The sequence below is a fragment of the Novosphingobium pentaromativorans US6-1 genome, from assembly GCF_000767465.1.
GTDB lineage: Bacteria > Pseudomonadota > Alphaproteobacteria > Sphingomonadales > Sphingomonadaceae > Novosphingobium > Novosphingobium pentaromativorans.
On record NZ_CP009291.1, the window covers coordinates 1999241 to 2013826 of the forward strand.

The following is a 14586-nucleotide window of genomic DNA, read 5'->3' on the forward strand; positions in this document are numbered from 1 at the left end:
GACATCCGCATGCGTAACACCACCTGCACCGCCGTCGTTGCCGTGCTCGCCGTGCTGGCGTCCTCTCCCGCGTCCGCGCGGGAGATGGCGACCCTCACCCGTCTCGACGCGCAGACCGTCGAGCTTGATCGGGGCGACGAGGCCTCGGCTTCGATCTGGATCAGCGCCGATACGACCATCGACGATGGCGACCGGCGCGTCACCGCCACCGGCAAGGAGCGCAAGGTCAAACTGGCGCTCCCCGCCGACGCGCGTCGCTACGTCATCCTCCTTGGTGAAAACGGCCACTCGACCGTCGTTGCCGAGCGCGTGCTGCCGCTGCAGCAGGGCAGCAACTTCCGCGACATCGGCGGTTACGTGACGAGGGACGGCCATCAGGTTCGCTGGGGCAAGGCATTCCGTTCTGGGGCGATGCCGCTGCTCTCCGACGCCGACTATGCCCTGATCGACCAGCTCCGCATCGACAGCGTCGTCGACCTGCGCTCCATCGAAGAACGCGAAGTCGCGCCCGACTTCGTCGACGATCGCACCGGCGCCCTGTTCCTTGCCAACGACTATTCGCTCAAGCCGCTACTGGCGGCCTATGGCGCTGGCGATGGCGAGAACACCTACAAGGGCATGGAAAAGATGCTCGTGCCCCAGTTCCGCTCGCTGTTCCGCCGCCTGCTGGCGGATGAGGGCGCGGTGATCTACCACTGCTCGGCCGGTCAGGACCGCACCGGCATGGCCACCGCCCTGATCTACGATCTGCTGGGCGTCGACCGCGAGACGATCCTCAAGGACTATCACCTCTCGACCGCGCTGCGCCGCCCGCAGTTCGAGATGCCCAAGGTCGATCCGAAGGACTATCCGAACAATCCCATCGTCGCGATGTACATGTCGGGCGACGAGAAGCAGCGGCAGGTCGTCCAGCCGCTCTACACGCCGAGCGGGGCCTCGCACCTTGCGCAGTTCTTCACCTATCTCGACCAGCAGTACGGCGGGACCGAAGGCTACCTGAAGCAGGAAGTCGGACTGACCGACGCGGACTTCGCCAAGCTGCGCCGCGAACTGCTCGACTGAACGGAGGCTATGGGACGGAGCGCCCGGGTCTCAGTCCCGGGCGTCCACCGCCACCTGCATGTCGGCCGCATGGGCCGATTCCGGTTCGGCCGCAGCGGGCGGCTCACCGATCACCGTGTCGAAGCGCGCGCCCTTCTCGAGCGTGCGATGGACCGGGCACCGCTCGGCCATCTCAAGCATCCGTTGGCGCTGTTCGGAGTCGATTTCGCCTTCGATCGCAATGCGGCGGGTAAAGACATCGGGCTGCGCCTGCCCGTTCTCGCGGCGATGGCCGACTGCCGTGCGGATACGCGTGACCGGCAGGCCCTTGTGATCGGCATAGAGGCGCAGCGTCATCGCCGTGCAGGCCGCCAGCGCAGAAGAAAGCAGGTCATAGGGCGAAGGGCCGGAGCCGAGCCCGCCGACATTGCGCGGCTCGTCGGCGAGGAAGCGCGCGCCGCCCGCCGAGATCGCCAGCTGGAACTTGCCCACCCCGGTTTCTTCGGCCAGCACGTCCTCGCTCGGGCGCGGTGCGGGAACCGCTTGCGGCAGGTCGAGATAGCGCGCCGCCCAGGCCAGCACGACGCCCGCAACATAGTCCGCATCCCCCTTGCGCGTAAGCAGGTGGTCGGCATCGTCCAGCGTCACGAAGCTCTTGGGATGCAGCGCCGCAGTGAAGATCTTGGTCGCCTGCGCCAGCGGCACCGTATCGTCCAAGGGGGCATGCATGATCAGCAGTGGCTTGCGCAGGGCCTTGAGCGCCGCGCCGAGATCGGTTGCGCGCAATTCCTCGACCATCGACTTGCCGACGCGAAACGGACGTCCGGCCAGATGGACATCGGCCTCCCCGTCGCGCTCCAGCGCCAGAAGCGCCTCGTCGCCAAAATGGTGCATCGCCACCTGCAGCGAGAATGGCGCGCCGATCGTCGCCACCGCGCGCGCCGAGGCGATCCGGCCCGCCGCGGCAATCGCCGCCGCGCCGCCCATGCTGTGACCGATCAGCAGCGAAGGCGCCATGCCCTCGCCCGTCATCGCTTCGGCGGCGGCGATCACGTCGGCGACATCGGCGCTGAACCTGGAGGCAGCGAATTCGCCCTCGCTGGCGCCGAGCCCGGCAAAGTCGAAGCGCAGCACGCCGATGCCCTGCGCCGCCAGCGCGCGGCCCACGCGCACCGCGGCCAGGTTGTCCTTCCCGCAGGTAAAGCAATGCGCGAAGATCGCCCAGCCCCGGGCCCGGCCGTCCGGCACGTCGAGACGGCCGGACAGGCGATGTCCATTGGCTCCTGTGAAATCGAATGCCCTTGCGGCCATGTTGTGCTCCTCAGCGCGCCGCCGGTCAGGCCAGCGTGGTCTCTATGCCAATGCCATTCTTGAGCGTGAGCGTCACGGGCGTGCGCTCTGCTATGTCGGCCAGCCGGGCACGCTGGTCCTGGCTCAGCGCCCCGGTGAGGGTCAGGGTCCGCTCGATATGCGCGCCCTCCTTGCCGCCCACCAGCCGCAGGCCGACATCGGCGGATTCGAGCGGCCATTCCTTGCGGTCTGCATACATGCGCAGCGTGATCGCAGTGCAGGCACCGAGCCCGGCCAGGATATAGTCGTAGGGCGCCGGTCCGGTGTTGGCGCCGCCAAGCCCGGACCCTTCGTCCGCCACGAGGGCGTGACCGCTCACTTCGATCTCGGTACGATAGCGATCGCGGCCGATGCGGGCAGTTCCATTTGCCATGTGCAATGCTCCCTTGCGGTGTGCGGCGGTCAGGCCGGCAGCGGGATGAATTCGCTATCGCCCGGGACGGGCGCGAAGCGCTGCGCCTTCCAGTCTTCCTTGGCCTGCTCGATCCGGTCGCGCGAGGAGGACACGAAGTTCCAGAAAATGTTGCGGCCCTCGGGGAACGGCTCGCCGCCCAGCAGCATCAGCCGCGCCGCACCCCTGGCCCTGAGCACGACTTCCGCGCCGGGCTGGAACACCACGAGTTCGCCGGTGGAAAAGGAACCGGTCTGCCCGATCACCTCGACCTCGCCGGAAACGACATAGACCGCCCGTTCGATATGCTCGGCCTTCACCTGGTAGCGCGCGCCTTCGGCCATGACGATATCGGCATAGACCATGTCCGAGAACGTCTTCACCGGGGAGACCAGCCCATCGGAACTGCCGGCAACGAGGGTCAACCGGGTGCCGCCGTCCTCGGTCACCGGGATCTGGTCCGCCTTGTAGTGCGAGAAATCGGGATCGACCTCCTCGCGGTCGAGCGGGAGGGCGACCCAGGTCTGCAGGCCGAACAGCTTGCCGCCGCTTGCGCGGACTTCATCGGAAGTGCGTTCGGAGTGGACGATGCCGCTGCCTGCCGTCATCCAGTTGACCTCGCCGGGCCGGATCGGCTGCAACGATCCCAGCGAATCGCGGTGCAGGATCTCGCCTTCCAGCAGGTAGGTCACGGTCGCGAGGCCGATATGCGGGTGCGGGCGCACGTCGAGGCCCTCGCCGCTGTCGAAGGCGGCCGGGCCCATCTGGTCGAAGAAGATGAACGGGCCGACCATGCGACGGTGGGCGGAAGGCAATGCACGGCGGACCTTGAAGCCGTCGCCAAGATCGCGAACCGGCGGGAGTATGACGGAATCGACACCTTCGATGTCGGTGGAACGGATGGACATGCGCACTCTCCTCGGGAACTGCAGGGATCGGCGGACGCGCCAGGCACGCCCGCCTCTCTCATCGGTTTCAGGCCGCGTCGACCAGGACGATCTCGCTGTCGTCCAGCGCCGTAACGCGCAGGACCTCGACATCGTTCACGGCCACGCCATCACGCTCGCGCGCTTCGACTCCATCGCTTTCGCCCCCTTCTACACGCACCTGCCCGGTGGCGGGAACAAGATAGGCCTTGCGATCGCGGCCCAGCGGGTACTCGGCCGTCTCGCCGGCCTTGAGCGTGGCCGCCACGACCCGCGCATCGGTGCGAATCGGCAGGGCATCGCCGTCGCCGTCATAGCCCGAGGCCAGGGTGACGAACCGGCCCGAACGCTCACCCTTGGGAAAGGGCCGCGCGCCCCAGCTCGGCGCATCGCCGTTGCGCGTGGGGATGATCCAGATCTGGAAGATCTTGGTCGTCACCTCCTCAAGGTTGTATTCCGAGTGGCGGATGCCGGTGCCCGCGCTCATCACCTGGACGTCGCCGGCCTCGGTCCTGCCCTTGTTGCCAAGGCTGTCCTCATGGGTGATCGCGCCTTCGCGAACGTAAGTGACGATCTCCATGTCGGCGTGCGGGTGCGGCGGAAAGCCCGTGCCCGGCGCAATCGCGTCGTCGTTCCAGACGCGCAGGTTGCCCCAGTGCACCCGCGCCGGATCGTGATAGCCGGCGAAGGAGAAGTGGTGCTTGGCATAGAGCCAACCGTGATTGGCACCGCCAAGGCTTTCGAAAGGACGCAGTTCGATCATGGTGTGTCTCCGGCGGGCAGCGGGGGCTGCCCGGTCGAGGGTCCATATATGGCCATCCACCTAGACGGATAACTGGAACAAAATCGACCAAGATGTTCGAACAAGTGGAAATGATGAAACTCCCGGCACCATCCCCATGTGGAACGGTGGGGGTAGCGACGCCATTCCACCACGGAGCCGACATGACCGAGACCCGCATCGAACGCGATACCATGGGCGAGATCGCCGTCCCCGCAGACCGGCTGTGGGGAGCGCAGACCCAGCGCTCCTTCGAGAACTTCCGGATCGGGGGAGAGCGCATGCCCCTCGCGATCGTGCAGGCCATCGCCCAGATCAAGCGGGCCGCCGCCCGCGTGAACCAGCGCCTGGGCAAGCTCGACCCGTACCTGGCCGAGGCGATCGTCTCGGCCGCCGACGAAGTGATTGCGGGCAAGCACGACGATCACTTCCCGCTGGTCGTGTGGCAGACCGGCTCGGGCACGCAGACCAACATGAACGTCAACGAGGTGATCGCCAACCGCGCCAACCAGCTGCTCGGCGGCCAGCCGGGCGACCAGAAGCCGGTCCACCCCAACGACCACGTCAACCGCAGCCAGTCGTCCAACGACACCTTCCCCACCGCCATCCACATCGCCGCCGCGCACGCGCTGACCGCACGTCTGCTGCCGCAGCTCACGGCCATGGCCGAAGTGCTGGAAGCCAAGGCCGCGCGCTGGGCGCGCATCGTCAAGATCGGGCGCACCCATACGCAGGACGCGACGCCCCTCACGCTCGGGCAGGAGTTCTCCGGTTATGCCGCGCAGGTGCGCGCCGGGATCGACCGGATCGAAACGACGCTGCCGGGCCTTTGCCACATCGCGCAAGGCGGCACGGCGGTCGGCACCGGAATCAATGCCCCGGTCGGTTTTGCCGAGGCCATCGCCGCAGAACTCGCGGAGACCACCGGACTGCCGCTGGTCACCGCACCCAACAAGTTCGAGGCGCTGGCCGCGCAGGATTCCCTGATCTTCTCCCACGGCGCGCTCAACACGCTGGCGGCCTCGCTCTACAAGATCGCCAACGACATCCGCTTCCTTGGTTCCGGCCCGCGCGCGGGACTGGGCGAGCTTGCCCTGCCCGCCAACGAGCCGGGTTCGTCGATCATGCCGGGCAAGGTGAATCCCACCCAGTGCGAGGCGATGACCCAGGTCTGCACCCAGGTCTTCGGCAACCACGCGACCCTGACCTTCGCCGACAGCCAGGGGCAGTTCGAACTCAATGTCTATCGCCCGGTCATGGCCTACAACGCGCTGCAATCGATCACCCTTCTCGCCGATGCCGCGCAGAGCTTTCGCGAACACCTCCTCGAGGGGCTGGAACCGCGCGAGGAAAACATCGCCGCAGGTGTCGAACGATCGCTGATGCTGGTAACCGCACTGGCCCCGCAAATCGGCTACGAAGCCGCCGCGAAGATTGCCAAGAGCGCGCAGGAAAGCGGCAAGACACTGCGCAAGGCCGCCGTCGAAAGCGGCGCCGTCACCGCCGAGGACTTCGACCGCATCGTGCGCCCCGAAACCATGACCGGCCCAAGTTGAAGCAACCTGCAAGAGATCCGTTGACGACCCGGCCAAACCCATGGCACTAGGCCCGCCGCCCCAGCGGAAGTTCCCGGACTTCCCGGCGCGCGCCAGACGGACCGTTTCGTCGAAACGCGGGTGTAGCTCAATGGTAGAGCAGAAGCTTCCCAAGCTTACGACGAGGGTTCGATTCCCTTCACCCGCTCCACTCCCTTGAACGCCGATATGCCCGTGCATTCATGCGAATTCCGCTCTGCGCGCGGGGTTCAGCGGGCAGCGGTCTGCCTCAAAGGAACGGCAGTCCGGATGAACTTGTGGTGCGAAGAATGCGAGGGATTCCGGCTTGTCCTCAGTCGATCAGGCCCTCCGTGCGCAACGCCTCCGTCATTGAAGCCATTGCTGTCGCAGCCGCCGGAAAGCCCGCGTAGCCCGAGGAATGGTATATGATCTCTTCCAGTTCCGCGATTGTGAGCCCGTTCTTCAAACCGATCGCCGTGTGCACCTTCAGCTCATCCGCAGCGCGCAAGGCGATGAGGATTGAAATGGTGACCAAGGAACGATCCCGCGCGCTCAAGCCCGGACGGGCCCACAGCTTCGAGAAGATGGTCTCGATCGCCAGGTCCTTCATTTCCCTGGCGAAACCGGGACTGGCCGCGGACGCTCTTTCATCCAGGACCTTTGACGAAAAACTGGAGAAAATCTCTTCGCCGGATTTTGCGGGATCGTCCATGCTGGAAACGCCTTTCTCGTCAGTGATCGCCAGACATCGCAACGGCAACCCAAACGCGGATCCGGCCAAGGATCCCCATTCAAGTCTCGCTTCGAAACCCGGCGCTGGCCTCGTTCTTACCCGTTAATGAGCGCCTGCCTTGGCATGGCGCATCATAATTGGCGGAAGCCAGTACACCGTGCGCATCGCCAATCGGACGATTCAGGCTTTCGGCTTCATGGCTGCCGCAAGGGCTCCGAGATCGAGCGGCCGGGTGCGGCAGATATCGAATATGCCTTGCTCCCATTCCGCATGACGCGCGATCGCGGCGGGCAGATCGGGTGCGAGATGCTGCGGGATCTTCGTGATGCCGTGCCGATCGCCATGAATGAGATCTCCGGGCGAAACTTCCATGCCGCCGACCGTGACCGGGCTATTGATCTCCAGCAGATCAACCATGCCTCCGCCAGCACCTGCGCCATTGGCGAAGCTGGCAAAGCCAAGGGCTTCCATCTCCGGCACGTCCCGAACAGGGCCGTTCGTCACGCCGGCAAAGCAGTCGCAGGCGGTATGTATGAAGGACGTGATCTCGCCCCAGATACATACTGGCCCCTGCCACTCGCCGACATTTTCAACCACCAGGAAACGCGGCCCCGGGATGGCCAGCAGCCCCTGGTCCGGCGGCACGTCCAGCATCTTGCCCGGAGCGCCGGACTTGCGCGTCATCATCTTGCGCGTGACCGCGAAGCCGCATCGCGGACCGAGCAGCGGCGACATGGCCCCCACGGCATTGCGGTCCATCACCTCCAACTCGGACGTGGGGACGCCGAGCCGCTTCAATCCGTTCAGGATCGTGGGCGTGGAATAAGTCCCCAGCTCTTCGACCAGTTCGCGGGTGATTTCCATGCCGCTAGACCGCTTTCACCCGGTACATTGTGATGTCTTCGCCGGGAATGTCCTCGTACACGACCTGCATCGGCATACCGATCTCGAGTGTGTCGAGGTCCGTGTCGACGATATTGGCCAACACCACGATCGAGCGCGGCCTTTCCTCCATCTCGACCAGTGCAACGCCGTAGGGATCGCGCCCGAAGGTGGGCGGACCGCGATGGACGACTGAAAAGGACATCAGCGTACCCTTCCCGCTGATCGGCTTCCATTCGAGATTCTGTGAAAGACAGCTGCGGCATCCCGGATAGGGGATCCAGTTCCAGTCGCCGCAGTCCTTGCACTTGGTGACAAGGAATTCACCGCGTTCCAGCCCCTCCCAGAAGGGCATGTTGAAAGCTTCCTTGCGGGGAAGGGGGCGAAGATAAGGTTCCATTTCCACGATAAGCCTCGCTTAGTCCGCAGCCAGAAGAAGTGTGCCGGCAAGGCCGTGGACCGACCACCCCTGGGCAAGGGTGACGCCGATCCTGGGATCCTTGAGCTGGCGCGCGCCGCATTCGCCACGAAGCTGGCGCGTCACCTCGATCGTATGCATGCCGCTGGGATTGCCGTTATGGCTGTTCGCCATCAACCCGCCATCCGTATTGGCAGGCATCTTGCCACCGCGGTAGAGGTGGCCCTCCTTCATGTAATCAGCGCCCTCGCCCATCTGGCAGAAGCCCATTTCCTCAAGGTCTCGGGCGACGGTGACGGCGAAACAGTCGTACAGGCCGGCGACGTCGATCTCATCGCGGCTCACGCCCGCCATGTCGAACGCCATGTCGCTGCAACGGCGCACCGCCTGGCCGCGGGGATCGTCCCATGGCGAGGGAATGGTCTTGTAGCTGTCGGTATAGGTCGCTTCGGCGCCGCCCAGCACCCAGACCGGCTTCTTCTTGCAGTCGCGAGCGATTTCCTTGGACGCGACGACGATGGCATAGCCGCCGTCATTGTCGAGAGGGCATTCCATGAGGTGTAGCGGCGAGGCGATCATGCGCGAATTCAGCACGTCTTCCACCGTGATGGGTCCCTTGGGCCCCATGATGGAATCGGGATTGAGGATCGCATTGGCCCGCATCTGCACCGGATATTCGGCGAACACCTCTTGCGGCGTGCCATAGGCATGCATGTAGGCGCGGGTCCACATCGCGTACCACACCGACATATAGGCGCCGTGGACCATGAACTGCCAGTCCTCGACCCGAGGCGCCTTGTCCATCATCTTCAGCTGGCGCGGGCCGTTGGGATTGTTGGCATTGGCGAAATAGATCACCACGACGTTCGCCATGCCCGCCGCGATGGCGTTGGTCGCCTTGGCGACGGCGGACGATCCGTTGCCCACATCCATGTAGGTGATCGGCCTGCCGCCCAATTGCTCGGCCCAGGCCATATGCAGGTTCAGGGGCGTCTCATAGGCCATCGGGATCAACCCATCGACCTGCGTGTGGCTGAGGCCGGCATCGTCGAGCGCACCCTTGATCGCCTCAAGCTCCAGCGACCACATCGTGCGATCGAGCCCCCGAGCCTGTTCGGTCGTGTACACACCTACGATGGCCGCTTCTCGTTGCGGAAAAGCCATTTGAATTCCTCTCGTCGCGCGGGCGCCGCCAGGGGCGTATGCGCAGCTTCTTATTTGTTGACCGTAGCCTGCCCGCCCACGGCAACCAACACGTTGCGCTCGACAGCGGTAGCCTGAAACGCGAATTTACCTTCGCCCAGCGTCCAGATGTCGGTTCGCAGGGTTTCGCCCGGATAAACCGGACTCGAAAACCGCAAACCGAAACCGGCAAGCTTCTGCTCGTCGCCCGCGCATACGCCATCCACAACCGCGCGGGCGATGACGCCGTAGGTCGCCATGCCATGCAGGATCGGCCCCGGGAAGCCGGCCTTCCTCGCCACTTCCGGGTCCGCGTGCAGCGGGTTGGCATCGCCCGACAGGCGATAGATCAAGGCCTGTTCCGGCCTCGTCTCCAGAGTGATGCTGGTGTCTGCTTCGCGCTCAGGCGCCGCCATGACGCGCGGTGCGCCCTCTGCACTGCCGCCGAAGCCCCCGTTCTTCCGCAGCATCAGCACCGTGCGGGTCTCGGCGATCAGCTCGCCCTCGCCCTGCCGGCGGATGGTCTTGCAGGTCTGCAGGATCGCGCCCTTTTCCGTGCCGCGATCCCAGATCTTCTCGACGCGGGTTGCCACTTCGAAATTGCCGTCGGCCGGCAATGGACGATGCAGCGTAATCCACTCCTCACCGTGCAGGACGCCGTTATAGACAATGCCGAAGTCCCTGGCGAAGATGGCAAGGGACATGCCCATGACAGTGGCCATGGTAGGAAAGGCAGCCAGACGATCTTCCAGCACGAGCCGCAATTTCTTCTCGTCCTCGATGGCGGCAGCGCCGCAACCGATTCCAAGGTTGTATATGATGGTGTCGCGGGCAGACCAGTCGACGCGTTTCACGTCGGCGGGCATCGCCAGCAATTTTTCCGCGGCCAGCATGTTGTTGACACTCTCCTCGAGAAGATTTGAAAACAGATACCTCTTTGGGTAACAACTCTGCAATCGAAAAGAAAGGGATGAGACGGATCACATGGAGCGAATTGACATAGGTGGAGGCGCGCAGCACGCGGGGCTGGCGAAGCGCCATCCCAAGGCCATTCTCGCGCTTGCGATCCTGACCCTGTTCACGATCCTGTCCTACGCGGATCGCATGGTGATTGTCCTGCTGGTCGACCCGATCCGCCTCGACCTGGGGATCGACGACGTCCAGGTCAGCCTGCTCACGGGCGTTGCCTTCGCACTGTGCTTCGGCCTTGCCAGCCTGCCGCTGGCATGGGTGGCGGATCGCTATTCGCGGCGGTGGGTGATCTATGGCGGGGTGACCGTCTGGTCGCTGGCTACCGCGGCTGGCGGGATCGCCAACGGCTTTGGCGAACTATTCATGGCGCGGTTCTTCGTCGGGGTTGGCGAAGCGGCACTGGCTCCCGCCGCCTTTGCGATGATCCCCGACCTGTTTCCAAAGAAGCAGGTCGCCCGGGCGACCGGCATCCTGGCAAGCGCGGCAGCGCTGGGCGGCGGCATGGCGATCCTCGGCGGCGGGTTCCTGGTCAGCGCCACCGAAGCCGTGGGCACCGCGGTACTGCCCCTGGCCGGCGAAACACGGCCCTGGCAGATGGTATTCCTGATCCTGGGCCTGCCCGGACTGGCATTGGCGCTACTGACCTTCCTGCTACCGGGGCGCACTAGCCCGCGCACACTGCCGCACACGGGCACCGAGAATTTCAATGCGCCGGCGCTGGCGGAAAGCGGGCCCGACATAGCGCCTTCGGCCACCGACGCGCTTCCAGCCAGCTACCTGTCATGGCTGAAGCAGAACTGGCTGTTCGTCGGCGGGCTATCGATAGGGTGCAGCGCACTGGCAGCCCTTGCCTATGGACTTACGAGCTGGACCCCGACCTACCTTTCCCGCGTTTTCGGACTGTCGATGGCGGAAGTGGGCGTAACGCTCGGGTTGGTACAGATGCTCTGCGGACTTGTCGGATATATCGGCGGCGGCACGCTGATCGACTGGATGGAGGCGCGCGGCATCCGCAATGCGCCGCATCGGTACCTGATGTTCGCCTCTATCGTTGCCATGGTGGCAGCGGTCGGCGGGTTCTATTTCGCGGGAAGCATCGCGGTCGCAATGGTGTTCATCGGCATCTATCACCTGGCCGCCCCGTTCAACAGCCCAATGGTCGTCGCCATGCAGAAAGGGGCTCCCGCTGCCTTCCGCGGACAGGCCATTGCCCTGACCACGATGATCGCCACGCTGATCGGACTGCTGGCCGGCCCTACGGCCATGGCGCTGTTTACCGAGGACGTCTTCGGCGATCCGGTCAAGGTTGGCTGGTCGGTGGCCAGCGTCGGACTGGTCTGCGGCGTCGTGGCATTCGTCAGCCTCGCCATCAGCTATGGCCCGGCACTGCGCGCCCGCGAGGCGCTCGACGAGGCCGGGGAAGGCTGATCGGTCCCGACCGACAAAGAAAAAGGGCCGGATCTTCGCGATCCGGCCCTTTTTCATTTCCTCGGCTCGTGGTCTTTCAGAGCTTGATGCCCGGCCAGCCATGCTCGGAAAGGTCGAAGTCGACGCCGCTGGGCGCGCGCATCTTCATTTCCCAGGTCACGCCCGCATCGCGGTCGTTGGGATCGACCATCGGCTTGGCGCCATGCTTCACGGCACGTTCGATGGCATCGTCCATGCTTTCGTCGATGACGAAACCCATGTGATTGAGACCGCGCGGATTATAGTTGGGGTAGTCCGGATCCGAAATCTTGATGAGCGCGATGTTCATCACACCGTCGCTGAGGTAAACGGCCCCCATGTCCGGAGTACCGGCCCGGCCGACTTCCTCCAGTTCGAAGGTACCCTTGTAGAATTCGACATCCCTGTCGAGATCCTCGACATTGATAGCGATGTGCCGAAGCTTTGCCATGTCACTCTCCTCGAAAATGCTCTGGCCGTAATCCCGCGCGGGATCACGCCATATTGATATACACGTTTTTGGTACGAACGAATTCGCGAATGCCGTGAATTCCGCCTACGCGGCCGACACCGCTCTGCTTGTTGCCTCCGAAAGGTGCCGCGACGGGCAGCCCGTAGGCGTTGTTCACAAGGATGCTGCCGGCATCGAGCGCTTCTGCAACGCGATGCACACGCTTCAGGTCATTGCTCTCGATATAGGCAGCGAGGCCGTAGGGCGTAGCGTTCGCCAGGCGCACGGCCTCTTCCTCGTCCCTGAAGCGCATGAAGCTGACGACCGGGCCGAACACCTCGTCTCGCACGACTTCGTGGCTGGCATCGACATCGGCAACCAGCGTCGGGCCGACGAAGAACCCGTCCGCCAGATCGCCGCCCAGCCGCTCGCCGCCGCTCACGATCCTGGCGCCATTGCTGCTGGCGCGGTCGACGAAACCGAGCACCCGGTCCATCTGCTGCTTGTGGATCAGCGGGCCCATCGCGGTATCGGCATCGGCGGGATCGCCGACCTTGATATAGCTGGCGGCGTTCTGCACGTCGGCCACGAAACTGTCGAAGATCGAATCCTCGACCAGCACGCGGGTGCCGGCGATACAGGCCTGGCCCGACATCGGAATGCATCCCATCAGTGCGGCCTGGATGGCGGTCTGACGATCGGCATCGGCAAAGACGAGCCGGGCGGACTTGCCACCCAGTTCAAGTCCCACGGGAGTGAGATTGGGCTGCGCAGCGGACAGCACCTTCTGTGCGGTATGGCCGCCACCGGTGAAATGCAGTTTGTCGACGCCCGGATGGCTGCAAAGCGCGGTACCGCCTTCGCCGCCGCCGGGAACGACATTGATGACGCCTTCGGGAATGCCCGCTTCCAGAGCCAGTTCGCCCAGCCTGATACAGCTGTAGGGAGCAAACTCCGACGGCTTGATGATGCAGGTATTGCCCACCGCCATCGCGGGCGCGATCATCTGGCCGAACGAAATCGCCGGGCCGTTCCACGGCACGATGATGCCGATGACGCCGTAAGGCTCGTCGATCGTGTAATCGAAGGCTGGGGCCGGCCATGTCGTGATCATGTCGCCGCCGATCTTGTCGGCCCAACCCGCGTTGTATTCGAAAAGGTCCGCGATCCATTCGGGGAATACATCGGCCATCATGTGCGGAGAACCGTTCTCCGCCATCACGATCGCCTTGAGCTCTTCGCCATGGTCCCGAATGACCTGCGCGAAGCGGTTCATCAGCTTGCGCTTTTCATTCACCGGCATGGCGCGCCAGGCGGGATAGGCCTTGCGCGCAGCTGCCACGGCCTCGTCCATTTCCTTCTTGCCGCCAAGCGGCACGGCATAGGTCAACTGACCGTTGGCCGGATAGAGATGGTCGTAGCTTCCGATGGAGCTTTCGGTCGTCTTCTTTCCACCGATCACGAAGCCGGGCTTCGGAAGGGCCGAAATGTTTGCAGGTTTCATAGGCATCTTCGTTCCCGCTGCATCAGGCAGCCATGTTATTTTGCGTCATTGCGGATGATGGCTTCCCCGACACCGCGAGTAAACACGCCTCACATCCATTGGACCTAGCGTTCACCGTTCTGGATGCAGGGCGAATTGCGTTTTCGCCCCGAAGTGGAGGAAATTCAGCTTCCCCCGCCATCATGGCTAGCGTTTCGATCCATCGTGCTTGGACGGTCCGACGTGCCGAGCGGCCTGCCCGGATTGATACAGGCGAACAGGCGTACACTGGCATCGCGGTCGGCGATGCCGTGTTGCCCGAGCGCGGCGACCAGTTGCGGATCGGCGGCGGCACGGGCCGCTGCATCAAAGCTGTCGAACCAGCATTCCGTTACCGCGGCGAAGCGATAGGCGGAAGCGGGATCCACCACACGGTTCCAGACGATGCGCGTCGCAGCCGGAGCCGCTTGCGCCATGTCCCGCGCCAGGGCCAGCGAACGGCCTGCGAAGTCGTCGCCTGCGTCCCGCGCGGGGGCGAGGAATGCCAGCAACACATGATCCCCCGGCTCGCCATCCACGATCGCGGTTTCCTCGACCGCCATCGTCCAGTCATCCACCGCGCCGGCGAACACGCGCTCTTCGTCCTTCTGCAATTCGTCCAGCGAATGGGGATGATAGCGCGCGGCGAGCAGGTCATCCCAGCTCTTCATTCCCAGGATCGTGGATCCATCGTATTCGTTCCGGAATGCCTCGGGCAAGTTTTCCAGCGGGCGCTTCACACATTGGCGCGAGCTGAGAAAATGCTTGCCCAGGCTTGTCGCGAAGCTGCCCGCAAGCTGTGCATGCGAACGCCAGGCGGCCGGGAATTCATCGGCCGTCAGCGCCGGATTGCGGCGGGCGAGATAGATCAGCTTGTATTGCAAGCCGGGCGTGGGCACGAACTGGCGCGCCGTGGAGCCGGGTCTTCGCTGCAT

General features: G+C 64.4%; 15 protein-coding genes and 1 tRNA gene. 4 read left to right on the top strand and 12 right to left on the bottom strand.

From position 1 onward, the window contains the following. The first annotated feature begins 9 nt into the window (after window positions 1-9). Window positions 10-1062 (top strand): tyrosine-protein phosphatase, encoded by a 1053-nt coding sequence (locus JI59_RS09285; RefSeq protein WP_007013009.1) that lies wholly within the window; start codon window positions 10-12, stop codon window positions 1060-1062. Window positions 1063-1092: 30 nt separating this feature from the next. On the opposite strand, the gene JI59_RS09290 is transcribed toward JI59_RS09285, so the two are convergent. The 4 genes from JI59_RS09290 to JI59_RS09305 all read right to left on the bottom strand — a co-directional run bounded on the left by JI59_RS09290 (window position 1093) and on the right by JI59_RS09305 (window position 4471). Next, window positions 1093-2352, bottom strand: a complete 1260-nt coding sequence (locus JI59_RS09290; RefSeq protein ID WP_007013008.1) for a bifunctional alpha/beta hydrolase/OsmC family protein — start codon at window positions 2350-2352, stop codon at window positions 1093-1095. Between the two features lie 25 nt (window positions 2353-2377). Next, on the bottom strand, window positions 2378-2764 hold the full coding sequence (locus JI59_RS09295; protein WP_007013007.1) for an OsmC family protein: 387 nt from the start codon (window positions 2762-2764) through the stop codon (window positions 2378-2380). Between the two features lie 29 nt (window positions 2765-2793). Beyond that, on the bottom strand, window positions 2794-3690 hold the full coding sequence (locus tag JI59_RS09300; protein WP_038575894.1) for a pirin family protein: 897 nt from the start codon (window positions 3688-3690) through the stop codon (window positions 2794-2796). Between the two features lie 67 nt (window positions 3691-3757). Then, on the bottom strand, window positions 3758-4471 hold the full coding sequence (locus JI59_RS09305; protein WP_007013005.1) for a pirin family protein: 714 nt from the start codon (window positions 4469-4471) through the stop codon (window positions 3758-3760). Window positions 4472-4653: 182 nt separating this feature from the next. Here JI59_RS09305 and fumC point away from each other — a divergent pair, with 182 nt between their 5' ends. Beyond that, window positions 4654-6045 (top strand): class II fumarate hydratase, encoded by a 1392-nt coding sequence (gene fumC, locus JI59_RS09310; RefSeq protein WP_007013004.1) that lies wholly within the window; start codon window positions 4654-4656, stop codon window positions 6043-6045. Window positions 6046-6161: 116 nt separating this feature from the next. After that, window positions 6162-6235: transfer RNA gene (locus JI59_RS09315), tRNA-Gly, on the top strand. A 141-nt stretch (window positions 6236-6376) separates the two neighbouring features. Here the strand turns inward: JI59_RS09315 and JI59_RS09320 are convergent. From JI59_RS09320 to JI59_RS09340, 5 genes are all read right to left on the bottom strand, one after another. Then, window positions 6377-6757, bottom strand: coding sequence for a carboxymuconolactone decarboxylase family protein (locus JI59_RS09320; RefSeq protein ID WP_007013002.1), 381 nt, complete (start codon window positions 6755-6757; stop codon window positions 6377-6379). Window positions 6758-6958: 201 nt separating this feature from the next. Continuing rightward, the gene (locus JI59_RS25630) at window positions 6959-7642 is read right to left on the bottom strand and encodes an RraA family protein (protein WP_007013000.1); all 684 of its coding nucleotides are present in this window, start codon (window positions 7640-7642) and stop codon (window positions 6959-6961) included. A 4-nt stretch (window positions 7643-7646) separates the two neighbouring features. Continuing rightward, on the bottom strand, window positions 7647-8060 hold the full coding sequence (locus JI59_RS09330; RefSeq protein ID WP_052117870.1) for a Zn-ribbon domain-containing OB-fold protein: 414 nt from the start codon (window positions 8058-8060) through the stop codon (window positions 7647-7649). Window positions 8061-8078: 18 nt separating this feature from the next. After that, window positions 8079-9242: a thiolase family protein gene (locus JI59_RS09335; RefSeq protein WP_038575896.1), complete on the bottom strand. Its 1164-nt coding sequence runs from the start codon at window positions 9240-9242 to the stop codon at window positions 8079-8081. 50 nt (window positions 9243-9292) lie between these two features. After that, the gene (locus JI59_RS09340; RefSeq protein ID WP_007012997.1) at window positions 9293-10153 is read right to left on the bottom strand and encodes a MaoC/PaaZ C-terminal domain-containing protein; all 861 of its coding nucleotides are present in this window, start codon (window positions 10151-10153) and stop codon (window positions 9293-9295) included. 91 nt (window positions 10154-10244) lie between these two features. On the opposite strand from JI59_RS09340, the gene JI59_RS09345 reads away from it, so the two are divergent. Next, entirely contained in the window at window positions 10245-11660 is a 1416-nt protein-coding gene (locus JI59_RS09345) for an MFS transporter (protein WP_007012996.1), read from the top strand. Window positions 11661-11736: 76 nt separating this feature from the next. On the opposite strand, the gene JI59_RS09350 is transcribed toward JI59_RS09345, so the two are convergent. From JI59_RS09350 to JI59_RS09360, 3 genes are all read right to left on the bottom strand, one after another. Then, window positions 11737-12129 carry a VOC family protein gene (locus JI59_RS09350; RefSeq protein WP_007012995.1) on the bottom strand — a complete coding sequence of 131 codons (393 nt, stop codon included), beginning with the start codon at window positions 12127-12129 and terminating at the stop codon, window positions 11737-11739. A gap of 43 nt (window positions 12130-12172) precedes the next feature. Further along, window positions 12173-13633 (bottom strand): aldehyde dehydrogenase family protein, encoded by a 1461-nt coding sequence (locus tag JI59_RS09355; RefSeq protein ID WP_007012994.1) that lies wholly within the window; start codon window positions 13631-13633, stop codon window positions 12173-12175. Between the two features lie 164 nt (window positions 13634-13797). Beyond that, window positions 13798-14586 (bottom strand): EthD domain-containing protein, encoded by a 789-nt coding sequence (locus JI59_RS09360; protein WP_160289728.1) that lies wholly within the window; start codon window positions 14584-14586, stop codon window positions 13798-13800.